Source organism: Rhodoplanes tepidamans, assembly GCF_030813915.1.
In the GTDB taxonomy this organism is placed as follows: domain Bacteria; phylum Pseudomonadota; class Alphaproteobacteria; order Rhizobiales; family Xanthobacteraceae; genus Rhodoplanes; species Rhodoplanes tepidamans.
The window spans coordinates 17,258-41,126 of record NZ_JAUSUJ010000015.1 but is presented as its reverse complement, the minus strand read 5'-3'; the positions used below and the strand labels follow the sequence as shown (position 1 = coordinate 41,126).

Genomic DNA, 23,869 nt, shown 5'->3' with positions numbered 1-23,869 from the left:
ATGCCGACATCGATGCGGACATTCGTGGTGATCGCCGCCTACGACGAGGCGGCCGTGATCGGCGGCGTGGTCGCCGGCGTCGTGCAGGCCGGATACCGCGTGGTGGTGGTCGACGACGGCTCGGCCGACGGCACCGGGCCGCTGGCACGGGCGGCCGGCGCCACCGTGGTGACGCATCCGATCAATCTGGGCCAGGGCGCGGCGCTGCAGACCGGCTTCGATTTCGCGCTGGCGCAGGACGCCGACGTGGTCGTGACGTTCGACGCCGACGGCCAGCACCGCACGTCCGACATCGCCCGGCTGGTCGAGGCGCTCGACCGGCAGGGCGCCGACTATGCGCTCGGCAGCCGCTTCCTCGGCGGCACGGTCGACCTGCCGCCGTCGCGCCGCCTGCTGCTCGCCGCCGCGACCGCCTTCACCCGGCTCACCACCGGGCTCGCCGTCTCCGATACGCACAACGGCCTGCGGGCGCTGACGCGGCGCGGCCTGTCGCGGTTGCGGCTGCGGCAGAACCGCATGGCGCACGCCTCGGAGATCCTGCACCAGATCGCGCTCGCCGGCCTGCCCTGGGTCGAGGTGCCGGTGACCATCGAGTACAGCGCCTATTCGCTCGCCAAGGGCCAGCGCATGAGCGACGCGCTCTTCATCCTGGTCGACCTGTTCGCCCGCCGGATGCACCGATGATCGCGCAGGCCGTTCTCACGCTGCTGCTCGTGATCGTCCTGCTCTACGCCTGGAGCGCCCACCGCAAGGCACCGGTGGTCGGCTTCCTGGCGATGGCGGCGGCGTCGGCCGGACTCTATCTGGTGTGGATGCCGCATCACGCCAGCTGGCTGGCGCACGGGGCCGGCCTCGGCCGCGGCAGCGACCTCGTGGTCTACACCTGGGTGGTGATCAGCCTCCTGATGCTGCTGAACCTGCACCTCAAGCTGCGGGCCCAGATGGAGGAGATCACCCGGCTCGCCCGCGCGATCGCGCTCACCGAGGCTCGCCGCGGCCTGGATCCGGGCGAGGCGGAGCCGTCCGCCGGCGGCGCGCCAGCGCATCGCTGACCAGCCAGGCGGCCGCCACCGCCATCGGCCCGACGAGGCCCAGATTGTAGCGCGGATAGTGATTGGCGAGCACGCCGTGCACGCCGACGAGCAGCAGGGCCGGCACCGCACAGGCGATCACCAGGGGCTTTCCGCGGCGCGCCGCCCGCACGAGACCGAGCGCGGCGAGCGGCAGGACGATCAGGCCGAACAGGCCGCCGACCCACAGCCCGCACCAGGCGAGCGGCACGGACGTCGCGAGATGCCACAGCCAGCCGCCGTCCGCCATCTCCTCGCGGGCGACCCCGCCGATGATCGGATCGAGCCGGCCGTGCGCGGCGATCAGCGCGTTGCGCCGCCCGCGGCCGATCTCGAAGAAGCTGCCCGGCGCGTTCCAGGTGAAGCGCGCCGTCGCGTCGGGACCGGCGAGCGCCGCGACCACGGGTGGCCCGACCACCGGCACGCAGGCCGGAAACGCCCAGACGTACTCGCGGGCCGTCATCCCGTTGAAGGCGAAGCGCTCGATCAGCGCGACGCTGCCGTACTCCTCGGTGAAGCCCGGCTTGCCGACCGAGACGGCGTTACGCACCAGCCACGGCGTCAGCATCGCGGCGAGCGCGGCCGCGAAGACGAGCGCCGGCCGCAGCAGCGGACGGCGCGCCGGGCCCGAGAACCAGCGGCCGACCACGGCGACGATCACGAGCGTCACGGGCGCCAGGATCAGGAAGGTCGGCCGGGTCAGGCAGGCGAGGCCGAGGGCGAACCCGCAGGCCGCGAAGCCGGCGAGCCGCCAGCGCGCCAGCGCCGTGACCATCGTGAGCCCGAACAGGCCGAAGGTCGCGACGCTCAGGCTTTCGGTCATCACGAAGGAGAACAGGTCGGCCTCCGCCACGAAGCCGGCCGTGGCGAGCGCCGCCGCGCCGTAGAAGACGCGGGCGTCGCCGGTGGCGATCTCACCGGTCCGCCCGATCGCCAGCGCCGCCAGGGCGAGAAGCAGCGCGTGCAGGATCAGCACCGGCGTAGCGTAGGTCTCGCACCCGGTGAGCTCGCGCCGGCTCTCGTCGGCGGCGATCGTGCAGTCGACGGCGCGGGCGAAGCGCGCATCGAGCCGCATCACGCCGGCGACCGCCAGCGGGTAGAGCGGCGCGAAGAACATGCCGGGCGGCGGCGGCGCCCGGCTGCCGGCCACGTCGTCGAAGATGCCGTTGGCGAAGACCCCGTGATGCACGAGGTCGTGCGCGATCGTCAGGTAGAAGATCTGGTCGAAATCGACCATGCGCTTCGCCGGCCGGCTCGTGATCGCCGTCGCGAGGGCGGCGAAGACGAGCACGGCGAAGCCGAGACGCAGGACCGCGGACCGGGCCGGCATCCGCGGCGGATCAGCGGAAGAAGAGCTTCCTCTCCTGCTTCACCGGCTCGGGCGGCTTTTCGTCCTTGGCCGCCTCGACGTCGGGCGGCCCGTCGGAGGGCGGCACGAAGTCGGGGGCCGGGATGTCGGGCGGCTGCGGCAGCACGATGACGTTCTCGGCCGCCTTGGCCTCCGTCCTGGAGTCGGGTTTCGCCTCCACCTTCGGCTCGGACCTGCTCTCCGGCTTGGCTGCGGACTTCGCTTCGGGGCGCGGCTCCGGCACCGGCGTCGCGCCGGACGGCGGTCGCCGGCCGGCCCGTCCGGCGCGCGGGGTCGGCGTCTCCACCACGGGCGGCGGCGAGGCGTCGATCACCGGCCCGTCGGTCTTTCCGGGCGGCGGCAGCGGGATCGGCGGCTCGGCCTCGGCCTTGCGGGGCGGCACCTCGGAGACCGGCTTCGCCGCGGCGGCGCGATCGGCCGGCGACGCGGGCGCCGCCTCGGCGGCGGGCTTGGCGGCCGGCTTGGCCGGCGCTGCCGTGACGGACGCGGCCGGGGCGGCGCGGCCCTGGTCGTGCTCGATCACCGGGCCCTGCGGGGCGAGATCGGCGATCGGGATGCGCCATTCGAAGGCGTCGATGCGGCCGGAGATCGGCGAGGCCGGCATCCACTTCGCCGAGACGAGGCCGTCGGCCGTCCAGGTCGGGTCGCGGGTCGCCTGCAGGGCGCGCCGCATCCACTCGCGCGAGCGGCCGACGTCGCCGCCTTCCTTCTCCTCCAGCTCGGCCATCATCGACGCCATGCGCTGGGTCGGCATCGTGAGCATCGGGGCGAGGCTCGAGCGGGCGGTGGCGAACTCCTGGGCGTCGATGGCGGCGCGGGCCACCGCCATGGCGCTCTCCGGATGGTTCGGCGCGAGCTTCGCGAGGCCGCGGATGCGCCCCAGCCGGTCGCGGTTCGACTCGTTGGGGAAGATGCCGGCGTAGGTCTCGACCAGGTCGGGATGCGGGTTGATGGCGTAGGCGGCCTCCACCACCTTGGCGGCCTTGCGGGCCTGGCCGCTCTCGGTGAGCAGCCGGCCGGCGAGCGCCGCCGCCGGCACCAGGCCGGGCGACAGCTTGAGCGCCTCGGTGACCAGCGCCTTCGACATCTCGGCGTCGACCTCGCCCGAGAGGGCGCGGCCGGTCAGCAGCACGGCGCGTTGGCGCTTGTAGGTGTCCTTGGCGACGAGGCCGGAGCGCATGTTGCGCTCGAGCGCGGCGAGCGCGCCGGTCCAGTCGCCGGCGGCGCAGCGATACTGCAGCACCGCCTCGGCGGCCCAGGCGAGATTGGGGGCGGCCTTCGCCGCGTCCTCGGCGAAGGCGCGGGCGGCGGCGGCGTTGTCGCTGCGCTGCGCCTCGATGAACAGGCCGTGCAGGCCGAGCAGCTTGGTGTCCTCGCGGGCCGCCATGGCCCGGAAGGTGCGCTCGGCATCGGCCGGGTTGCCGCCGAGCTGGGCCGCCTGGGCCCCGAGCAGCAGCGCCAGCGGCTCCTTGGGGGCGAGGCGCTGTGCCTCGTTGGCGAAGCGGCGGGCCGAGAGCGCGTCGCCGGCGCCGATCGCCACGATGCCCTGGGAGATCGCCTTGTAGGCCTTGCGGGCGCGGCGATCGAGCCGGCGCGCCGCGAAGGCGGCCGGCGCCTTCACGATCGCCCGCAGGATCGACCACACCAGGATGACGGCGACGACGAACGCGATCAGCGCCGCGATGCCGACCATCACGGAGGTCTCGACCCGGTAGCCGAGCCACGTGACCGCGATGTCGCCGGGCCGGTCGGCGAGCCAGACGGCCCCGAAGGCGAGCGCCGTGACCGCCGCGAGGAACAGAAGAACTCGGATCATCGGATCGGTCCTTATGGAGTGGCGAGGGCCTGGAGCGCGGCCGTGGAGACGCGCTGGGCGGCGGCGACGGCGGCCTGGCGGGCCTCGGCCTTCTTGATCCACGGCTCCGCCGGGGCGCGCACCGGCGCCGGCAGCTTGGCGAGCTCGGCGAGCGCGCCGGCGAGGTCGGCCTGGCGGGCCTTCGCCTCGGCCCGCCCGATCTGGGCGGCGAGGTCGTTGGCGGGCTGGTCCTTCACGGGCCGGATGCGGACCAGCTTCTCGGCCTGCGCCTGCAGGCGCTCGAGATAGTCCTCGCCGGCCGGCAGGTCGCCGGCCTTCAGCATCGCCGGTGCGACCTCGGACAGCTCGCGGCCGAGCACCAGCGCGCTCGGCACGCCCGAGGCGGCGAACGGCTCCAGCGGACCGAAGGTCTGCGGATCGCTGACCAGCTGCTTGGCCGCGGCCAGCTCGGTCGCGTAGGGAGCGCCGCGCTCGACCAGCGTGCGCAGGCCCGAGGTGAGAACCGCGAGCCGCACCGCCTTGTCGGACACCGGGGCGTTGGCGCGCTGGGTGACCTGCTGCTGCAGGGCCGCGAGGTTGCGCTCGACCGTGCCGACCTGCGTGCCGACCGTGCCGATCCGCGCCGCGACGGCGTCGAGCTCGGCCGGCTGCACGCCGGGCGCCGCCGGCGCCGCGACGCCGCCGCCGGCGGCCGCGGCCTTGGCGGCTTCGTCGAGGCGCCTGTCGGTGCGGGCGAGCTGCTCGGTCAGCTTGGTCACGGCGGCTTCGGCGGCCGCGAGGCGGCCGGCCAGCGCCGGATCGCCGGCGCCCTGGCGCGAGGCCGCGGCGACCGCCGCCTCGAGCCGGCCGAGCCGGCCGGCGAGATCGGCCGGACCCTGGGCGGCCGGCGCCGGCTTGGCGGCGAGCTCGTTCACGCGGAGCTCCAGGGCCGACACCTTGGCGGCCGTCGGGCTGCCGGCGTCGTCGCCCGGCTTGAGCGTGATCCAGGCCGAGCCGGCGGCGAGCGCCACCACGGCGCCGCCGACCAGGCCGGCCGAAAACAGGGTTCCCCAGCTCGACTGGGGGCGCGTCGACCGCGCCATCACGGTGTCCTCTCGGGTTGGACCGGGGGCGGGTCTGGTTGCATCCTTGCCGGCCCCGGTCTTCGCGTCGCCGACCTTGGCGTCGCCGGCCGCCGAGGCGGCGGGCCGGGCCGAGACGGGCGCGGTCGAGGCCGCCGGGGTCGCTGCTGACGGAGCGGCGGCAGCCTGAGTCGCGGCGGGCTGAGTCACAGCCGGCGGAGTCGGAGCCGACGGAGCCGTCGGCGGCTGAGTCGCGGCAGCCTGCGGTGCGGCGGGCTTTGTCGCGGCAGGCACCGGCTCGGCGCGCGCCGGGCTTTCGGGTTGATTCGCGGCAGTCTTGCCGGCCCGCAGCTCGGCATCGGGGCGCGCCTTGCCCTCGGAGGGCGGCGGGCCTTGATTGTCGGGCTTGTCTGCCGGTGGCTTCTTCTGATCGGCCATCCACCTCTCCCGCTGCAATTGCGGACCATTCCGCGGCAATGCGGATCACACCCGCATACTGCGCCGGTTTGGTGACGACAACAACGCCGTCCCGCCCCCGGGGCCAGCATCGCTAACCCCGCTTCGCTAAAGAAGTCCGAACAGGTTCGCCTCATCCGGGCGGGAGGCGGCGACCACGTCCTGGGCGCCGCCCTCGCGCAGCGCTGCGGCGACCTGCGGCGACAGGCACAGATGGCGAATCGCGCGCGCCGCCACTTGGAGAGAATCGACCGCGCAGGCGGCCAGGAACGCCTCGGCGCTGCGCCGCGAATAGTGCAGCACCGCGTCGATGCCGCCGCTCGCGAGCGCCGCACGCACGGCGTCGGGAAGCCGCGTCTGCGCGACGGCGCGATAGACCACGACGGTCCGCACCGCGAGCCCGCGGCCGGCCAGCAGGGCTTCGAGATCGCCGGCCCGGTCCTCGCCGGCGAGATAGAGCACCGGGTCGGCGGTGCCCTGGACGGCCGCGGCGATCAGCTCGGCGAGGGCGTGCACGTCGCCGTCGGCGGAGCGGACGTCGGCGAGGCCGGCGGCGCGCGCCGCCTTGGCGGTCCGGCCGCCGACCGTGAACACCGGCGCCGCGGACAACTGCGGATGCGACACTATGGCGCCGATCGCATTGGTGCTGGTGACGGCCACGGCGGCCCACGGACCGTCGCCGATCGCGGCGTCGGCGACCGGCTCGATTCGCAGGAGCGGGGCGGCGAGTACGTCGTGCCCGCGCGCCCGTAATGCGTCGGCCGTACGGGCGCCGTCGGGATCGGGGCGCGTGACCAGGAGCCGCACGCGCGCCTCCCGGTCAGCCGTGCGCGAAGAAGTCCGGGCCGCCGCGCGCCTTCAGCTCGCGGCCCGCGTCGTCGCCGAGCGCCGCCGCATCGGCCGCCGCGCCCTCGCGCGAGGTCTCGTGGGCGACGCTGCCGTCGGTCTTGACGATCAGGCCGCGCAGCGACAGGCGGTCGCCCGACACCGTCGCGTGGCCGGCGATCGGGGTGCGGCACGAGCCGTCGAGCGCCCGCAGGAAGGCGCGCTCGGCGGTCAGCGCCGTGCGGGTGACGCCATCGTCGATGGCGGCCAGGATGTCGCGGGTGCGGGTGTCGTCCGCCCGGCACTCGATGCCGACCGCCCCCTGGCCGACCGCCGGCAGGAAGACGGCGATGTCGAACAGCGAGGTCGCCTTGTCGGCGAGACCGAGCCGCTTGAGGCCCGCATAGGCGAGCAGGGTCGCGTCGACCTCACCGCTCTCGACCTTGCGCAGCCGCGTGTCGACATTGCCGCGGATCGACACCACCTCGATGTCGGGCCGCAGGCGCTTGACCATGGCGCCGCGCCGCAGCGACGCGGTGCCGACCACGGCGCCGGCCGGCAGCTCGGCGAGCGTCGTCGCACGCTTGCAGATGAAGGCGTCGCGCACGTCCTCGCGCGGCAGGCAGGCGGTGAGCACCAGCCCGTCCGGCAGGTTGGTCTCCATGTCCTTCGACGAGTGCACGGCGAGATCGACGGCGTTGTCGAACAGCGCCTGCTCGATCTCCTTGGTGAACAGCCCCTTGCCGCCGACCTCGGCGAGCGGACGATCCTGGATGATGTCGCCCGACGTCTTGATGATGGTGATCGCGATCGCCTCGAGCGGAACCCCGTGCGCGGCGGCGAGGCGCTTCTGCGTCTCGTGCGCCTGCCAGAGGGCGAGCGGGCTGCCGCGGGTGCCGATGCGGACGAAGGGCGGGGACGAGGATTGCGCCATGGGACCTCACAATGCTACGCCGAGACCCTAATGGAAGCGGGTTTGCGCAGAAGGACTTATAGGAGCGCCTCCTGCGCAAGGGAAGGGGACGGAGGCGACGTGCGTAGTCGCCGGTATCCATGATCGTTCACCGATGATCGTTCTCGGGCTGGAGACGACCTGCGACGAGACGGCCGCCGCCGTGGTCGAGCGCGACGCGGACGGCCGTGGCCGGATTCTGTCCAACGTGGTCTTCTCGCAGATCGACGAGCACGCCGCCTTCGGCGGCGTGGTGCCGGAGATCGCGGCGCGCGCCCATGTCGAGATCCTCGACGGGCTGATCGCCCAGGCGATGCGCGAGGCCGGCCGCAGCTTCGCCTCGCTGGACGGCATCGCCGCCGCCGCCGGGCCCGGCCTGATCGGCGGCCTGATCGTCGGCCTCACCACGGCCAAGGCGATCGCCCTCGTCCACGAGAAGCCGCTGCTCGCCGTCAACCATCTCGAGGCGCACGCCCTCACGGCGCGGCTGACCAACGACCTGCCGTTCCCCTATTGCCTGTTCCTCGCCTCCGGCGGCCACACCCAGATCGTCGCGGTGCTCGGGGTCGGCGACTACGTCCGCATCGGGACCACGCTCGACGACGCCATCGGCGAGGCCTTCGACAAGACCGCCAAGACGCTCGGCCTCGGCTATCCGGGCGGCCCCGCCGTGGAGCGCGCCGCGCGCGACGGCGATCCCGGGCGCTTCGCCCTGCCGCGCCCGATGGTCGGCCGGCCGGACGCCGACTTCTCGCTCTCCGGCCTCAAGACCGCGGTGCGGCTGGAGGCCCAGAAGGCGGCACCGCTCTCCGACCAGGACGTCGCCGACCTGTGCGCCTCGTTCCAGCAGGCCGTCGCCGACATGGTGAAGGACCGGCTGCGCGCCGGCCTGGCGCTGTTCCGCGAGCGCTTCGGCGCGCCGATGGCGCTGGTCGCGGCCGGTGGCGTCGCCTCCAACCAGGCGATCCGCAAGCTCCTCAACGCCTGCGCGCTCGACGGCGGCACCGTGCTGGTGCTGCCGCGCCCCGAGCTGTGCACCGACAACGGCGCGATGATCGCCTGGGCCGGCGCCGAGCGCCTCGCCTACGGCCTCACCGACACGCTCGACGCGGCGCCGAAGCCGCGCTGGCCGCTCGACCACGTCCGCAAGCCGGCCGAGCCGCACCCCCGCCTCGCCGGCGGCGGCCTCGCCGGCGAAGCCGGGCCGTCCGGCGCCCCCGTTCCGACGTGATCCGGCCGTGGTGACGCTCCAGCGCATCGTCGTGATCGGGGCCGGCGCCTGGGGCGCCGCGCTCGCCAATGTCGCGGCCCGGGCCGGCCGCGAGGTCGTGCTGGTCGCCCGCGACGCGGCGGCCGCCGAGGCGGTGCGCCGCGCCGGCGCCTCGCCGCACCTGCCGGACGTCGCCCTCGATCCCGGCATCGCGATCGCGGCCGGGGCCGAAGCGGCCGCCGGCGCCGACGCCGTGCTGCTGGTCGTGCCGGCGCAGGCGCACGGGCCGGTCGCCGCGACCCTCGCGCCGGTGCTGCGGCCCGGCACCCCGGTGGTCGCCTGCGCCAAGGGGATCGAGCGCGGCAGCCGCCGCTTCATGACCGAGGTGATCGCGGCGGCGCTGCCGTCGGCGACGCCGGCGATCCTGTCGGGCCCGAGCTTCGCGTCCGACGTCGCCCGCGGCCTGCCGACCGCCGTGACGCTCGCGGCGGGCGACGACGCCGTCGCGGTCGCGCTCGCCCATGCGCTCGGCACCACGACGTTCCGCCCCTACCACGCCACCGACCTGCGCGGCGTCGAGATCGGCGGCGCCGCCAAGAACGTGCTCGCCATCGCGGTCGGCATCGTGCGCGGCCGGCGGCTCGGTGCCAGCGCCGCAGCGGCGCTGACGACGCGCGGCTTCGCCGAGCTGATGCGGTTCGGCCGCGCCTACGGAGCGCGGTCCGAGACGCTGACCGGCCTGTCCGGCCTCGGCGACCTGATCCTCACCTGCTCGAGCCCGCAGTCGCGCAACTTCTCGCTCGGCATCGCGATCGGCGAGGGGCTTTCGCCGGAGGAGGCCCGGCACGGCGGCCTGCTCGCCGAGGGCGCCTTCACGGCGCCGGTGCTGGTCGAGATGGCGGGCGAGCGCGACGTCGACATGCCGATCGCGACCGCGGTCGCGGCCGTGCTCGACGGCCGCCTCAGCGTCGGCCAGGCGATCGAAGCGCTGACCACCCGGCCGTTCCGGGCGGAGCATTGACGACGACCCCGTCATTCCGGGGCGCGCTGAACGCGCGAACCCGGAATGACCCGAAGCGACGGAGAACCTTCGATGGCCTACTGGCTGGTGAAGTCCGAGCCCTCGACCTGGTCGTGGGACGACCAGGTGAAGCGTGGCGACACGGGCGAGCCGTGGACCGGCGTGCGCAACCACACCGCCAAGCTCAACCTCATGAAGATGAAGGCGGGGGACCGCGCGTTCTTCTATCACTCGGTCGACGAGAAGCAGATCGTCGGCATCGCCGAGATCATCCGCGAGCACTATCCCGATCCGACGGCCGAGCCCGGCAGCCCGTGGGTGGTGGTCGATCTGAAGGCCGTGACGCCGCTGAAGACGCCCGTGACGCTCGCGGCGATCAAGGCCGAGAAGAACCTCGCCGAGATGGCGTTGCTCAAGCAGTCGCGCCTCTCTGTCCAGCCCGTCACGGCCGCCGAGTGGAAGACGATCTGTCGGATGGGCGGCGTGAAGGGGTGATGCGGGGCCGCGTCTCCGCGCTTCGCCCTCGTCCTGAGGAGCGTTCTCCAGCTCGGCGGACCGCCCGCTTGGAGAACGCGTCTGGGCTACCGCCCCATGAACCTCCGCCAGGCGGCCTTGAGGTAGCTGGAGAACAGCAGGACGGCGATCACGATGACGATCACCGGCACCCAGAACAGCACCAGGCCGAGCGCCACCAGGAGGATGGCGGCGACGATGGCGCCCAGCACCAGCATGCCGATGGCGACCGAGAACGGGCCGGGGGGCTCGATCTTGGTGTACCGGGTGCGGCCGTCCTGATCGACCGTGATGAAGACGGCGCCCGGAAAGTCCTCCGGGGCCTCGGCGCCGGGGCGGCGCGGATCGGGCGCGCCCGGCGGGATGATCTCGGGCTCGGCGCGCGGCTTCTCGGCGCGGGGGTGGTCGGGCCGGCCGGAACGGGGATCGTCGGATCGGTTCTCGCTCATGGCCCAGCATGTGGTCGGCCGGCGGCCGATCGCCAGTGGCGAAACGCCGCGCGGCGGTAGATTACGGATGCATCATCGCGCGATGTCGCGATCACCACCAGCCATGACGTTCGTTATGCCCGATCAGTCCCTGCCGGCCGCCGCGCGCCGGCCCGCCTGGCGCCCGATGGTCGACGGCGACCTCGCCGCCGTGCTGGCGGTCGCCGCCGTGGTCCATCCCGATCTTCCCGAGGACCGGGCCGTCTTCGCCGAGCGGCGGCGGCTGGCGCCGGAGGGCTGCCACGTGCTCGCCGACCCGGCCACCCCGGCCCCGGGCGGCCTCGCCGGCTACGTGGTCAGCCACCCCTGGGCGGGCGCGCCACCGGCGCTCGACACGCTCCTCGGCGGGCTGCCGGAGCGGCCGACGACTTGGTACCTGCACGACCTCGCGCTGCTGCCGGCGGCGCGCGGCGGCGGGGCCGGCGCCACGATCGTCGACCGGCTCGCCGCGCACGCCCGCGCGGCGGGCTTCACCACCCTGTCGCTGGTCGCGGTCGGCGGCTCGCCGGGCTTCTGGATGCGGCAGGGCTTCTCGGCCGTCGACGATCCGGCGCTCGCCGAGAAGCTCGCGAGCTACGGGGCGGCGGCGCGGTTCATGGTGCGGGTGCTGTAGGGCGGGCGCGGCGCGCCCACCGGCCTACCGGTCCGGCTCGTACAGCACGTCGCGGCTCACGCTGCGCAGATCCTGCGTGCCGGTGAGCATCATGGTGATGTCGAGCTCGCGGCGGACCAGATCCAGCACCGCGGCGACGCCGGCTTGGCCCTGGGCGGCGAGGCCGTACAGCCAGGCGCGGCCGATCAGGCAGCCGCGGGCGCCGAGCGCCAGCGCCCGCATGACGTCCTGGCCGGAGCGCACGCCGCCGTCGAACAGGACCTCGATGCGGCCGCCGACCGCCGCGACGATCTCGGGCAGCACCGTGACGGTGGCGGGCGCGCCGTCGAGCTGGCGGCCGCCGTGGTTCGACACCACGATGGCGTCGGCGCCGATCTTCACCGCCTGCTCGGCGTCGGCCGGATCCAGGATGCCCTTGAGCACCAGCCGGCCCGGCCACAGATCGCGGATCCACGCCATGTCGGCCCAGCTCAGCGTCTGGTCGAAATGCCGGGACGACCACTCGCCGGCGCCCATCAGGCCGACCTTGCCCTTCAGGTAGGCCTCGATGTTGCCGAAGGTCATGCGCTTGCCGCGCAGCACGCCGAGGCCCCAGGCCGGCTTGGTGGCGAGGTCGAAGGCGTTGCGCCAGGTGATGCGCGGCGGCACGGTGAGGCCGTTCTTCAGGTCGGCGTGGCGCTGGCCGCGGGTCGGCAGATCCACGGTGACGACCAGCACCGGGCACTCCGCCGCGCGGGCGCGCTCGATCATGGCGCGGGAGAAGTCGCGGTCGCGCAGCACGTAGAGCTGGAACCAGAACGGCGCCGTGGTCGCCGCCCGCACGTCCTCGATGGTCGCGATCGACATGGTCGACAGGCAGAACGGGATGCCGGCCGCCTCGGCGGCCCGCGCGCCGAGAATCTCGCCGTCGCCGCGGATCAGGCCGGTGAGGCCGGTCGGCGCGATGGCGAGCGGCATGGCGGCGTTCTGCCCGACCAGCGTGGTCGCCATGCTGCGGCCCGAGGTGTCGATCAGCACGCGCTGGCGGAAGCGGATGCGGGCGAGCTCGGCCGCGTTCGCCCGCAGGGTGATCTCGTCGTAGGAGCCCGAGTCGACGTAGCCGAACAGGGCGCGCGGGATCCGCCGCCGCGCGAGCACGCGCAGGTCGGCGACGCTGGTGATCGGTGTCATTCCGGGCACTCCGGTCGTGCGGGGGGCGCGGCCGGGCGGCCGGATCAGGCGAGGCTGCGGCGGCCCGTGAACTGGCCGGCCTTGCGGTAGCGCCACAGATAGGACGGCACCACGGCCGCCATGGTGTGCGCCTCGATGCCGAGGCCGGCGAGGGTGCGATTCTCGCGGATCGCCGCCTCGGAGACGACGTTGTCGGCCTTCAGGAGCTCGACCTGGTCGGGGGTGAGCGGCGGGTTGGGCAGGATCTTCAGCACCGCGCCGAGCAGCTTGGCCGCCCAGAACGGCACCGGCAGCAGCAGCCGGCGCCGCTGCGTGATGTCCAGCACCAGCCGCATCAGCTCCTTGAAGGTGGCGACGTCGGGTCCGCCGAGCTCGTAGATGCCGGGCGCCACCTCGCCGTCGACCGCCTTGCGGACCGCCTCGGCGACGTCGCCGCCGAACACCGGCTGGAACCGGGTGCGGCCGCCGCCGATCAGCGGCAGGGCCGGGGCGATGCGGGCCATCGCGGCGAACTTGTTGAAGAAGGCGTCGTCGGGCCCGAAGATCACCGACGGCCGCAGGATGACGGCGTCCGGCGCCTCGACCAGCACGGCGGCCTCGGCCTGGCCCTTGGTGCGGGCGTAGAGGGCGGACGAGTCGGGATCGGCGCCGATCGCCGAGACGTGGATCAGCCGCGCCCCCTGGGCCGCGGCGGCGCGCGCCACGGTGGCGGCGCCCTCCACGTGGACGGCCTCGAAGGACTGCTTGCCGCGCTCGAACAGGATGCCGACCAGGTTGATCACCACGCCGGCGTCGCGCACCGCGCTCGCGACCGAGTCGGCGTTGCGCAGATTCGCCTGCACGGCGTGGATCTGGCCGACCCGGCCGAGCGGCTGCAGGTGGCCGGTAAGATCGGGCCGGCGCACCGCGATGCGCATCCGGTGCAGCTCGGGCGCCAGCGCCCGGACCACGTGCCGGCCGAGGAAGCCGGAGCCGCCGAAGATGGTGACGAGGGCGTCGGAGCTGGACGTCGGGGTGGACATCGCCATGACCGCCGGATCTCCCGATTATCTCGCACGAATCCGCAGCCGGCGCCGGCGGCGGACGGGCCTGCCGGGGTCATACGGGATGGCGGGGCGGCCGTCCAGGGGAGCCGCGTCCGCGCCGCCGCCGCGGGCGGACGGCGGGCGCCCCCCGAACGCCGGCGTTCGCCATGTCCCCGCCCGCCGCCACGCGGGCCGAGGCGATTCGCCAACGCCGGGCGTTCGGGCGCCTCGGCGATTCGGCCATGGCGGGCCGCCGCGCGCCTCGGCTCGGGACCGGACGGCACGGGGTCGGTGCCGCGGGCGCCGCAGCCGCGGGCCGGGAGGCCGGGAGGCCGGGAGGCCGGAGGCTCGGACACCCGAATCCCGGCGCGCAGGGGCCGGAGGCCCGGACAGGAGGCGCGAAAGCACCTCCCCGCCGGGCCGCGCATGCCGCGCCTGCAGCCGCCGCACCCTTTTCGGTCACGGCGCCGTTGACAAGACGGAACCCGGCCCCGTATGAGAGCCGCCTTGGGCCCAGGTGGCGGAATTGGTAGACGCGCTGGTTTCAGGTACCAGTGGTGCAAGCCGTGGAGGTTCGAGTCCTCTCCTGGGCACCAAGCCCAGCCCAAGCCGGCCCTGAGATTTCCGACAATCGACACGGTTACTGACGCCCGGACACGGGCCGCTGGCACGCGGCCGAAGGCCGGCCGGGTCACCTCCGTATCGCGCTCGCGTCCGCCGTGATGCGGATCGCGGCGCAGGAGAGCTCTGACGAACGGCCCGGCACGGCCGGTCCCCGAGCCCGAACAGAGCACACGGCCATCGTCGTTCCTCGCGCCCCGGCGGCCGTCTCCGCGCAAAGGCTCTCCGATCACAAGCCCGGCACCGCCGCGGACCGCGGCCGATTCTGCATAGTCCGTGAGGAGCCACGCAGTACCGTTGCGGCGCCCGGCGGCAGGGTGCGCCGGCCAGCGGGCGCGTGCCGGCGGCGCGCCGGCGGGATCGGGGGAACCAACATGGTCAGCAAGCGGGACTTTCTGCGCGGCGCGGCGCTGGGCGCGGTCGCGGCACCGGTGCTCGGGGCGATCGGGCCGCGGCCGGCGGCGGCCCAGGCGCCGGGCGGGGCGACGCCGCGGCCCGCGGCCGCGCCGGCCCGGCCGGGCTTCTTCAAGGCCAAGGACATCGCCGAGGCGGGCTTCGTCTACGGGCTGCCGATCGTGATGAACTACGGCGTGCTGTACGACTTCGTGATCGACCGGAATTCCGGGCAGTGGAAGGCGCCGTTCAACACGCTGCACAACGAGGCGCGCGTCTTCACCTGGCGGGACACCTCGATCGTCACGCCGAACAGCGACACGCCCTATTCGATGGTGTGGCTCGACCTGCGCGCCGAGCCGATGGTGCTGTCGGTGCCGGCGGTCGATCCCGAGCGCTACTTCTCGGTCCAGCTCTGCGACGGCAACACCTTCAACTACGGCTATGCCGGCAGCCGCACGACCGGCTCGGCGGCCGCCGACGTCATGGCGGTGGGTCCGCACTGGACCGGCCCGCGGCCGGCCGGCATCAGCAGGGTCTTTCGCTCGTCGACCGAGTTCTCGCTCGCCATCTTCCGCACCCAGCTGTTCGATCCGGCCGACATGGACAAGGTCAAGGCCGTCCAGGCCGGCTACCGGGCGCAGCCGCTGTCGGCCTATCTGAAGCAGCCCGCGCCGCCGGCCGCGCCGGCGATCGACTTTCCGCGGTTCGACAAGGAGCGCGTGAAGACGGACTTCTTCGCCTATCTCGACTTCGCCCTGCGGTTCGCCCCGGCGCTGCCGGAGGAGCGGGAGATCCGCGAGAAGCTGGCCACGATCGGGATCGGTCCGGGCAAGACCTTCGCGTTCGAGGACCTGTCGGTCGAGGACAAGCTCGAGGTCGCGATCGGCATGAAGGAGGGTCAGCGCAAGGTCGAGGAGGCGGTGAAGTCGCTGGGCCGCGACATCGACGGATGGCGCGTCGGCTCGCCGTTCGGCGACGCCGCCTTCTTCCACGGCGACTGGCTGAGGCGCGCCGCCGCCGCGCAGGCCGGCATCTTCGGCAACGATGCCGAGGAGGCGATGTATCCGGCGACCCGCGTCGACCAGACCGGCGAGGCGCTCGACGGCGCCCGGCACAGCTACACGCTGACCTTCCCGGCCGGCCAGCTGCCGCCCGTCAACGCCTTCTGGTCGGTCACCATGTACGACGGCAGGACGCAGCTCCTGATCAGGAACCCGATCGACCGTTATCTGATCAACTCGCCGATGCTGCCGTCGCTGAAGACGAACCCGGACGGCTCGCTGACCCTCCACATCCAGCACCGCTCGCCCGGCCCCGACCGCGAGGCCAACTGGCTGCCCGCGCCGGACGGGCCGATGTACATCGTGATGCGGCTCTACTGGCCGAAGACCGAGGCGCCGTCGATCCTGCCGGCCGGCGCCGGAACCTGGCGGCCGCCCGGGCTCGTCCGGGTGTCGTGAGGCCCCGGGCGCGGACGGGTCCGGGCCGCGCGGTTCGGTCCGGTTTCGAGGCCGTATCGGCTCGGTGTCCGAACCGTTGCGAGCAATCCTGAAGACGGAGCGATCGGGCGCCGGCCATAACTTCGGCCAATGCCGAATGGAAAACTCGATATTATACACGGGCCCCGCGCAGGCGTAGGGAAGCACCCGAAGGTCGGGACCCCCGATCGGCCGTCGAGATCGGCCGGCACGCGACTTCCGCCGGCCCGCCCCAGCGGCCGTTCCGCCTTCCAGCCCGGCATGTCGCCGGGCCGGAGACCGATCCATGACTGCTCGAAAGACGCCCGCCGGCCCGGCCTGGGTCGGCGCCGCGGCCGTCGTCGTCGCCGCGATCGTCGCGCTCCACGCGCTGGAGCGGGTCGCGGTGGGCGACGCCCATGCCCGTCAATTCGCCCCCAGATCCGACCTCACACGCTCGGGACCCTGACCATGCTCGACACGCTGCAGAGCCTGACCCTGGAGAGGGTGCTGACCCCGGTCTACGACGAGAGCCCGCGGCCGGAAGACTTCATCGTGATGATCAACCAGCGGCGCGTCGGCCGCGTCATGAGCTCGTTCGCCCAGGGCGCCTTCCGGCGCTGGTACTGGTCGATCGACGCCGCCCACGGCACGCCCGAGGACCGCGGCGTCGCGACCAGCCTCGACCAGGCCAAGCGCGCGCTGGCCAGCCGGATCGCCACGGTGGGGCTGATGGGAGCGAACACGCGCCGGCCCGAGATGGGCGTCGTCGCCGGACGCTGAGGACGGCCGAAAAGGCCTGTCCGGTGCACGTGCGCGGCCGGCCCTGACGGGCGGCCGCGGTCACGGCACCGGTGACGTCCGGTCTCTGATCGTATCGCCGGCCGCGCTGCCGCGGCCGGGCTGTCGTCGGGTGATCCGGACCGCGGGTCCGGCCGGACGGCGGGGTCCGGATCGCGGCGTCAGCCGCGGGCCCGCACCGCCGACTCGCGGCCGCGGACACCCTGCACCGGGCTGGTCACGGCGCGTGCGGCAACCGCGGTGCGCACCGTCTCGCGACGGGCCGTGGTCTCCGAACGGGCGGTCTCGACGCGCGCCTCGCGAGCCGGCTCGCTGCGGCTCGGGGTGGCGCGGGCGACGACGCGCTCCGCCTGCCGCGGCTGCACGCTGCTGGTCACGGGCGACGGACGGCCGCTGCGGCCGACCACCGGGCTCGCCACCGCGCTGCGCGGCGTCACCGGGCTCGTCACGGCGCTGGTCACCGGAGTGACGGGCGCGGCGCGGCGCGGCTCGACCCGGCCGGAAACGCCGCTCGGCGTCGCCGGGCGCATGAACAGGCGCTGGACGGGCTGCGGCTCGACGATCTTCGGAGCGACCGTGATGGGGCGGGCGAAACGCTCGGCGGCGAGACGGCCACGCACCGGGCTGGTGACGCCGGTCACCGGGGCGACGCGCGGGGCCACGACGGCGACCAGATCGGCGACCGGCTCGGCGGCGCGGACCGGCGCCGCGGCGACGTCGTCGTTGGCGGGCGTGGCGATCTCGACGTCGTGCTTGGTCAGCGACTCGATGTAGCCCCCGGCCATGCGGTAGCCGACGAAGCCGATCGCTGCGAAGACCAGCACGCTCGCGATCAGCAGCCGCTGCGAGCCTTCCACCAGCGCCGCGTCCGGGGTCGCCGCCATCGCGGCCGTCGAACCGACCGCGATGCACACGAGCATGACGGCGCCGAGGGCGCGCGTCCAGAACGTCCTGTCGAATCCGCGGAAAGCTGATTCAGAGGGCATGGTCCGTCTCCAGCTTGAAAATATGCACTACGTTACGAGTTCTCGCCCGGCGGAGGGAAGAGCCCGACCGGACGCGGAAATCCTGACGAATCACATCAGGAACGATGATTAACACATTCCGATACCGTGCTTAAATTCTGTTGGTTAATGAATCATTAATTTGCGCCCGGAGGTGGTAGCCGCATTGCGCCGCGCCGCCGCGCGTGCGGCGGAGCAGCACTCCGGATTGGCTAGGCGAGTCAGGGCGTAAGCCGCCACGGCCGGACGGTTGTCCACAGCCGTGGCGTGCACTGCACCGGCCGGGCGCGACGCTCGGCCGCGGTCGGGGCCGCCCCGGGGCGGCCCGTCCGGGTCGGCGGATCAGCCGCGAATCAGCCGCGGCAGCAGCATCTGATGGCGCGGGCAGAGCGAGCCGGGATTCTGATAGACGGCACCCGCGAAGGCCATCAGGTAGCTGCGCAGGCTGGTCAGGTCGACGATCTCGTCGACGAAGCCGTGCTGGGCGCACCAGGCGGGGCGCGACGTCTCGTAGTACTTCCGCGCCATCTCGTTCATCTTGTCGGCGACCGGCTGCAGCGGCTTGCCGGCGTCCTTGTCCTTGACGGCGCGGCGGCCGTAGGCCGCGACCGCCGCGGTCTCGCCGTGCATCACGTAGATCTCGGTCGCCGCGGTGCCGACCGTGAAGGCGTTGTGCCGGTTCGCCGTCGGGCCGCCCATCACGTAGTGCGCGGCGGCCGAGCCCTTGCGCAGCACCACCAGCATCATCGGCACGTCGGTCTGCTGGATCGAGTAGATCAGCGACTGGCCGAGGCCGAGCAGCTCGGCCCGCTCCGCGACGTCGCCGACGTCGATGCCGGTCGTGTCCTGGAACCAGATCACCGGCACCCGGTCGCGGCTGCAGTGGGTGACGAACTCGCTCATCTTGATCAGGCCCTGGCGGTAGAGCTTGCCGCCGATGCCCGGATAGTCCGCGTATTCCGGATAGCCGCGCGGCAGCAGCCCCTGCCGGTTGCCGATCACCCCGGTGAGGTAGCCGTCGATCTTGACCAGGCCGGTGAAGATCTCCGGACCGTAGTCGGGCCGGAACTCCATCGTCTCACTGCCGTCGACGAGCCGCGCCAGGATGTCGTCGAACGAGTAGGTCTCGCCCTGGTCGAACGGCAGCAGGTGATAGAGGTCGTCGGCCGAGAAGCGCGGCTCCGCCGGCGCGGCGACGCGGAAGAACTCCGGATCGTAGGCCGGCAGCATCCGCATGTAGTCCTTGATGCCCTCCAGCACGCCGGTCTCTTCCTCGTAGACGCGGGTGAAGAAGCCGGTGTGCTCGAAATGGGTGGCGACGCTGCCGGGCGGCTTGGTGCGCATCTCGCGCGTCTTGGCGATCAGATCCTCCAGCACCTCGGCATCGAAGCCGCCCTTCGGCGCCATGCCGGAGACGATGCCGACGCCGCCCACCGCCATGTTGGCGTCCTTGTGGGCGATCAGGATGGTCGGCGAGATCGCCTGATAGCCGCCGCCGGCCGGGTTGGTGCCGTAGATGCCGGCGAGCACCGGAATGCCGAGTTGCTCGAGCTCGGCGTGCCGATAGAACGGCGTGCCCGAGCCGCGCCGGCCGGCATAGAACTTCTCCTGGTCCGGCATCTTCACGCCGCTGCAGTTGACCAGCCACACCAGCGGCACCCGCAGCCGTTTGGCGATGTCGGTGACCTTGAGGATGTTCTCCGACTGTCCGGGGATCCAGGCGCCGGCCAGCACCTTGTTGTCGAAGCCGATCACCACGGCCCAGCGGCCGGCGATCTTGGCCAGCCCGTCGACCACGTTGGTGGTGCCTTCCGGGTTGCTCTCCGGATCGTACAGGCTGTGCAGCGGATGCCAGGTGCCGGGATCGACCAGATAGCCGAGGCGCTGCCAGATGGTGAGGCCGCCGCGCTTGTTGATCTCCTCGGTCGGGATGCCGACCTCGCGGCGCGCCTCGCGCAGCCTGGCGAGCTCCGCCTCGACCGCCTCGAGGCTTCGTCGGCTGTCCTGTGTCCGGGCGACGCGGTTCTCCTTCAGAGCCTTGCCGAACTCCGGCATCCGCTCGAAATAGGGTCGCATGCTGAACTCCTGAGAATGATCGCCGCCGGACGGCGGGACGAGGCGGGACAGTCGAGGCATCGGCCTCCGTCGCACCGCCGTCAAGCGAATCGGTGGAGGAGGCGCGGCGCGGCCGTTCTACTCTGCCGCGGCAGGAAGGTTCGCCGACGACGCCCGGTTGAACTGCGGCTTGCGCTTCTCCAGGAAGGCCTGCATGCCCTCACGCTGGCCGTCGGTGCCGAACAGCGCATGGAAGGCGCGGCGCTCGAAACGCAGGCCCTCGGCGAGCGGCAGCTCGTGGGCGCGCTGCACCAGCTCCTTGGCCGTCATCACGGCCGGCAGCGACATCGAGGCGATGGTCTCGGCCGCCGTCATGGCGACGTCCATCAGCTCGGCGAGCGGCACGACGCGCGAGACGAGCCCGCAGCGCTCGGCCTCCGCCGCATCCATCATCCGGCCGGTCAGCACGAGATCCATGGCCTTGGCCTTGCCGACCGCCCGCGTCATGCGCTGGGTGCCGCCGAGGCCGGGCACGATGCCCAGCGTGATCTCCGGCTGGCCGAACCTGGCGTTGTCGGCCGCGATGATCAGGTCGCACTGCATGGCCAGCTCGCAGCCACCACCGAGCGCGAAGCCCGCCACCGCCGCGATCGACGGCTTGCGCGAGCGCGCCGGGCTGTCCCAGTTCGCCATGTAGTTGGCGCTGAAATTGTCGATGAAGGAGCGTGGCGCCATCTCCTTGATGTCGGCGCCGGCCGCGAAGGCCTTCTCGCTGCCGGTGACGACGATGCAGCCGATGCCGTCGTCCTGCTCGAACGCCGCGAACGCCGCCCGGAGCTCGTCCGCGAGCGTCGAATTCAGCGCGTTCAGCGCCTTCGGCCGGTTCAGCCGGATGACGCCGACGCGCCCCACGGTTTCGACGATCAGGGTCTCGTAGGTCATGTCTCGTTGTCTCGTGTGATCGGGCGGCCGGCGAACCGGCCGCCCGTGAGCGACGGTTCGGTTACGATCTCACGGCCGGCGCGACGTAGTCGGCCGTGATCTTGTCGACGGAGGCGACCCCGGCGAGCTGCATGGTCATCAGAAGCTCGGTGCGCAGCCGCTGGAAGACGGCCTCGACGCCCTGGGCGCCGCCCAGCGCGAGCCCGTAGAGGAGCGGCCGGCCGATGCCCACGACGCTGGCGCCGAGTGCCAGGCAGCGGAACACGTCCTGGCCGCGGCGGATGCCGCTGTCGACGATGATCGGCACCTTGCCGCCGACCGCATCGGCGATCTTCGGCAGGACCGCGATCGTCGCCGGTGAATGGTCGAGCTGACGACCGCCGTGGTTGGACACCCACACGCCGGCGCAGCCGTGTTTGACGCAGTCGCTCGCCAGCCCGGCGGTGAGAACGCCCTTGACGATCACCGGGAGCCCGCTCTCCTTCTGGCAGAAGGCGACGTCGGCGAAGGTCAGGTCCTTCTTCTGCATGTCGGGATTCTGCCCGGCGAGCGCCGGCGACTTGGGCATGTTGCCGAAGCCGAGATGCGGCGGCGGCTTGAGGCCCAGCTTGGCGGGACGCTCGCGATTGCCGAACGACGTCGCGTCGACGGTCAGGACGATCGCCGTGTAGCCGGCCGCCTTGGCCCGCTGCAGCTGCTCACGCGCATATCCCGGATCTTCGGGGAAGTAGATCTGGAACCACTTGGCGCCCGCGCCGGCCGCCGCCGCGATCTCCTCCATCGACAGGTTGGAGACCGAGGGCGTGACGTAGAGAGAGCCGGCCGCGGCCGTTCCCTTCGCGGTTCCGGCCTCCTTCCCCGCATGGGCGAAGCCGTGCATGCCCATCGGCGAGGCGAGGACCGGGAGCGAGAGCTTCGATCCCAGGATGGACGTGGCCGGGTTCGGCGTCTTCACGCCGGACAGGAAGCGCGGCTCGATCACCAGGCGGTCGAACGCCGCCTCGTTCTCGCGCAACGTCCACTCGTCGCCGCTGCCGCCGGCGATGAAGTGGAAGCCGAACGGCGGCAGCACCTTCTCGGCCTGGCGCTCGATGTCGCGCAGGCTGACGACATTGATTTTCTGCTCGGGTGCCGGTGCCGCATAGGCGGCCGCCGAGGCGTCGGCCTGGGCCGACGGCCGTGCCGAGGTGTCCACTTGCGCGACGGCAGTGGAGGCGTGCGCTGCCGCCGCGGTGGCGGCCAGTGTGCCGGTGAGCAGGAGATCTCGCCGATGGATGGTCAAGGAGGAGTCCTCGTCACGATGCCCGAAGCAGCCCGTGGCGCCCGGATCCGCGGGAGCCGACCCGGCGCCGCCCGTCACGATGTCGGACGGCATCGTGACGATCGGTCCGTACGACGGAGCGGCCGGGGTCGCTCCATGCTCGCGTTCGGGGGTCACGCCCAGTCACGACGGCGATCCTCGGTGGGATCGTCGCACCGGATCCATGCGGGCGCCTGCACGGCTCCTGGTGCCGGACGACCGACGGGAGCCTGACTCGGCCCGCATCAGCACGAGATAGAGCGACGTGCTGCCCGGCTCGGACCGCTGCGCCTTGCGCACCGGCCCTGGCCGCTGATCCCCCGGGAACGGTCGTTTCATCGTGATCGTCCCGCCGCGCTCACTCGGCCGGCATCGGGTGCATGCGCCCGTCGGTGCCGAGACAGGTCGCGCCGTCGTAGAAGCGCGCCGTGCCGGCCTTCTGGAGCACCGCGAGCATGCGGGGCAGCGGCCGGCCCTCGCCGGCGAGCCGGTCGATCACGCGCTGCGGCCCGATGCGGTCGAGGAGCTCGAACGGGCCCTTGGCCCAGTTGAAGCCCCAGCGCATGGCGCGATCGACATTGACGATGTCGTCGGAGATCTCCGGCACCAGATCCGCGGCGTAGAGCAGCGTGCCGCCGAGCACGTCGCGCACCAGCGCGCCGTCGGCGGTCTCGGCGAAGAACAGCGTCTCCAGCGCGGCGGAGTCCCCGTCGAGCTCGATCTTCGAGGACGGTCCCCAGCTGCCGGCCCCGCCGGCGGCTTCGGGATCGAAGACCTCCTTCAGCTTGGAGCCGTCGGCCGCCTTCTGCATGCGATAGAAGCCGCCGCCGCTCTTGCGGCCGAGCTGCCCGCGCGCCAGCATCGCCGCCTCGGCGGCCGGCAGCGACGCGAAGGCGCGGCCGGCGTCGCCCTCGGGCAGCGTCTCGGCGAGGTTCTTCGCGATCGACGAGACGACGTCGAGACCGATCAGGTCGACCAGGCCGTAGAGCGCCGTGCCCGGAAACCCGACCGGCGCCCCGAGCAGCGCGTCGATGCGATCGATGCGCATGCCGCGGGCGCGGTGCTGCGCCCCGAGATGCAGGCCCGACAGGATGAAGTAGAGGCCGATGCGGTTGCCGATGAAGTTCGGCGTGTCCTTGGCGCTGACCAGGCCCTTCTTCAGGACGTCGCGCAGGAAGCCGCCGAGCGTCTCGCGGGCATCGGCCCGGGTGTCGGGCCCGGTGACGATCTCCAGGAGCCGCATCACCCGCACCGGGTTGAAGAAGTGCGTCACCAGCATGTCGCGCTTCAGCCGCTCGGGCTCGCCCGCGACGATGGCGGAGAGCGGGATGCCGGAGGTGTTGGTGGTGACGATCGAGCCGTCGCGGCGCAGCGGCTCGATCGCCGCGAGCACGGCCTTCTTGGCGTCGAGCGTCTCGATGACGGCCTCGCAGATCCAGTCGGCGGCGGCCAGCCGGGCGCCGTCCGTCGCCAGCGTGCCGACCGCGACCTTGTCGCGGAACAGCGCCGTCTCGGCGTCGTCGGCCGCCAGGCTCTCGACGCGGGCCTTCGCCTTCTCGGCGAGCGCCTCGTTCGCCTCCAGGAGCAGCACGTCGCGGCCGGCCGCCGCACAGGCGGCGGCGATGCCGCTCCCCATGGTGCCGCCGCCGATCACCGCCACGGATTTGATGTCGGCCGGTCGAATGTCTTGGCTCATGGTCGTCG

Annotated in this window: 22 protein-coding genes and 1 tRNA gene; 10 read left to right on the top strand and 13 right to left on the bottom strand. The window is 73.0% G+C overall.

What is annotated here, in order from left to right:
* A complete protein-coding gene (locus J2S22_RS18070) occupies positions 1–684 on the top strand; it encodes a glycosyltransferase family 2 protein (RefSeq protein WP_272775041.1) in 684 nt (227 codons plus the stop codon).
* Complete coding sequence (locus J2S22_RS18065) at positions 681–1,052, top strand: DUF2304 domain-containing protein (protein ID WP_272775042.1); 372 nt, start codon at positions 681–683, stop codon at positions 1,050–1,052. The genes J2S22_RS18070 and J2S22_RS18065 overlap by 4 nt, the downstream gene beginning before the upstream one ends.
* On the opposite strand, the gene J2S22_RS18060 is transcribed toward J2S22_RS18065, so the two are convergent.
* From J2S22_RS18060 to hemC, 5 genes are all read right to left on the bottom strand, one after another.
* Positions 979–2,400, bottom strand: coding sequence for a hypothetical protein (locus J2S22_RS18060; RefSeq protein ID WP_272775043.1), 1,422 nt, complete (start codon positions 2,398–2,400; stop codon positions 979–981). The genes J2S22_RS18065 and J2S22_RS18060 overlap by 74 nt on opposite strands.
* Positions 2,401–2,410: 10 nt before the next feature.
* Positions 2,411–4,255 carry a heme biosynthesis protein HemY gene (locus J2S22_RS18055; RefSeq protein ID WP_272775044.1) on the bottom strand — a complete coding sequence of 615 codons (1,845 nt, stop codon included), beginning with the start codon at positions 4,253–4,255 and terminating at the stop codon, positions 2,411–2,413.
* A gap of 11 nt (positions 4,256–4,266) precedes the next feature.
* Positions 4,267–5,337 (bottom strand): COG4223 family protein, encoded by a 1,071-nt coding sequence (locus tag J2S22_RS18050; protein ID WP_272775045.1) that lies wholly within the window; start codon positions 5,335–5,337, stop codon positions 4,267–4,269.
* Positions 5,338–5,880: 543 nt separating this feature from the next.
* Positions 5,881–6,579 carry a uroporphyrinogen-III synthase gene (locus J2S22_RS18045; RefSeq protein WP_272775046.1) on the bottom strand — a complete coding sequence of 233 codons (699 nt, stop codon included), beginning with the start codon at positions 6,577–6,579 and terminating at the stop codon, positions 5,881–5,883.
* A gap of 13 nt (positions 6,580–6,592) precedes the next feature.
* Positions 6,593–7,531, bottom strand: a complete 939-nt coding sequence (gene hemC, locus J2S22_RS18040) for a hydroxymethylbilane synthase (protein ID WP_272775047.1) — start codon at positions 7,529–7,531, stop codon at positions 6,593–6,595.
* Positions 7,532–7,664: 133 nt separating this feature from the next.
* Here hemC and tsaD point away from each other — a divergent pair, with 133 nt between their 5' ends.
* The 3 genes from tsaD to J2S22_RS18025 all read left to right on the top strand — a co-directional run bounded on the left by tsaD (position 7,665) and on the right by J2S22_RS18025 (position 10,275).
* The gene (gene tsaD / locus J2S22_RS18035; protein WP_272775048.1) at positions 7,665–8,780 is read left to right on the top strand and encodes a tRNA (adenosine(37)-N6)-threonylcarbamoyltransferase complex transferase subunit TsaD; all 1,116 of its coding nucleotides are present in this window, start codon (positions 7,665–7,667) and stop codon (positions 8,778–8,780) included.
* Positions 8,781–8,787: 7 nt separating this feature from the next.
* Positions 8,788–9,780: an NAD(P)H-dependent glycerol-3-phosphate dehydrogenase gene (locus J2S22_RS18030; protein WP_272775049.1), complete on the top strand. Its 993-nt coding sequence runs from the start codon at positions 8,788–8,790 to the stop codon at positions 9,778–9,780.
* Between the two features lie 72 nt (positions 9,781–9,852).
* Complete coding sequence (locus tag J2S22_RS18025) at positions 9,853–10,275, top strand: EVE domain-containing protein (RefSeq protein ID WP_272775050.1); 423 nt, start codon at positions 9,853–9,855, stop codon at positions 10,273–10,275.
* Between the two features lie 86 nt (positions 10,276–10,361).
* Here J2S22_RS18025 and J2S22_RS18020 read toward each other — a convergent pair whose 3' ends face one another.
* On the bottom strand, positions 10,362–10,742 hold the full coding sequence (locus tag J2S22_RS18020) for a hypothetical protein (RefSeq protein ID WP_272775051.1): 381 nt from the start codon (positions 10,740–10,742) through the stop codon (positions 10,362–10,364).
* 115 nt (positions 10,743–10,857) lie between these two features.
* Between J2S22_RS18020 and J2S22_RS18015 the strand changes: the two genes are divergently transcribed.
* Positions 10,858–11,394 carry a GNAT family N-acetyltransferase gene (locus J2S22_RS18015; protein WP_272775052.1) on the top strand — a complete coding sequence of 179 codons (537 nt, stop codon included), beginning with the start codon at positions 10,858–10,860 and terminating at the stop codon, positions 11,392–11,394.
* Between the two features lie 24 nt (positions 11,395–11,418).
* Here J2S22_RS18015 and J2S22_RS18010 read toward each other — a convergent pair whose 3' ends face one another.
* Both J2S22_RS18010 and J2S22_RS18005 read right to left on the bottom strand, forming a co-directional pair.
* Complete coding sequence (locus J2S22_RS18010; RefSeq protein ID WP_272775053.1) at positions 11,419–12,564, bottom strand: alpha-hydroxy acid oxidase; 1,146 nt, start codon at positions 12,562–12,564, stop codon at positions 11,419–11,421.
* A gap of 44 nt (positions 12,565–12,608) precedes the next feature.
* Entirely contained in the window at positions 12,609–13,592 is a 984-nt protein-coding gene (locus J2S22_RS18005) for a complex I NDUFA9 subunit family protein (RefSeq protein WP_272775054.1), read from the bottom strand.
* 508 nt (positions 13,593–14,100) lie between these two features.
* Between J2S22_RS18005 and J2S22_RS18000 the strand changes: the two genes are divergently transcribed.
* The 4 genes from J2S22_RS18000 to J2S22_RS17985 all read left to right on the top strand — a co-directional run bounded on the left by J2S22_RS18000 (position 14,101) and on the right by J2S22_RS17985 (position 16,846).
* Positions 14,101–14,185 (top strand) — tRNA-Leu (locus J2S22_RS18000).
* A 399-nt stretch (positions 14,186–14,584) separates the two neighbouring features.
* Positions 14,585–16,066 carry a DUF1254 domain-containing protein gene (locus tag J2S22_RS17995; protein ID WP_272775055.1) on the top strand — a complete coding sequence of 494 codons (1,482 nt, stop codon included), beginning with the start codon at positions 14,585–14,587 and terminating at the stop codon, positions 16,064–16,066.
* Between the two features lie 304 nt (positions 16,067–16,370).
* A complete protein-coding gene (locus tag J2S22_RS17990; protein WP_272775056.1) occupies positions 16,371–16,532 on the top strand; it encodes a hypothetical protein in 162 nt (53 codons plus the stop codon).
* Positions 16,533–16,534: 2 nt separating this feature from the next.
* Complete coding sequence (locus J2S22_RS17985; RefSeq protein WP_272775057.1) at positions 16,535–16,846, top strand: hypothetical protein; 312 nt, start codon at positions 16,535–16,537, stop codon at positions 16,844–16,846.
* Between the two features lie 179 nt (positions 16,847–17,025).
* Here J2S22_RS17985 and J2S22_RS17980 read toward each other — a convergent pair whose 3' ends face one another.
* The 5 genes from J2S22_RS17980 to J2S22_RS17960 all read right to left on the bottom strand — a co-directional run bounded on the left by J2S22_RS17980 (position 17,026) and on the right by J2S22_RS17960 (position 23,861).
* Positions 17,026–17,850 carry a hypothetical protein gene (locus J2S22_RS17980; RefSeq protein ID WP_272775058.1) on the bottom strand — a complete coding sequence of 275 codons (825 nt, stop codon included), beginning with the start codon at positions 17,848–17,850 and terminating at the stop codon, positions 17,026–17,028.
* 360 nt (positions 17,851–18,210) lie between these two features.
* Positions 18,211–19,944, bottom strand: a complete 1,734-nt coding sequence (locus J2S22_RS17975; RefSeq protein ID WP_272775059.1) for an acyl-CoA carboxylase subunit beta — start codon at positions 19,942–19,944, stop codon at positions 18,211–18,213.
* 117 nt (positions 19,945–20,061) lie between these two features.
* A complete protein-coding gene (locus tag J2S22_RS17970) occupies positions 20,062–20,865 on the bottom strand; it encodes an enoyl-CoA hydratase (RefSeq protein WP_272775060.1) in 804 nt (267 codons plus the stop codon).
* Between the two features lie 61 nt (positions 20,866–20,926).
* Positions 20,927–22,147 (bottom strand): alpha-hydroxy acid oxidase, encoded by a 1,221-nt coding sequence (locus J2S22_RS17965; RefSeq protein WP_272775061.1) that lies wholly within the window; start codon positions 22,145–22,147, stop codon positions 20,927–20,929.
* Between the two features lie 376 nt (positions 22,148–22,523).
* A complete protein-coding gene (locus tag J2S22_RS17960; RefSeq protein ID WP_272775062.1) occupies positions 22,524–23,861 on the bottom strand; it encodes a 3-hydroxyacyl-CoA dehydrogenase in 1,338 nt (445 codons plus the stop codon).
* Positions 23,862–23,869 lie beyond the last annotated feature (8 nt).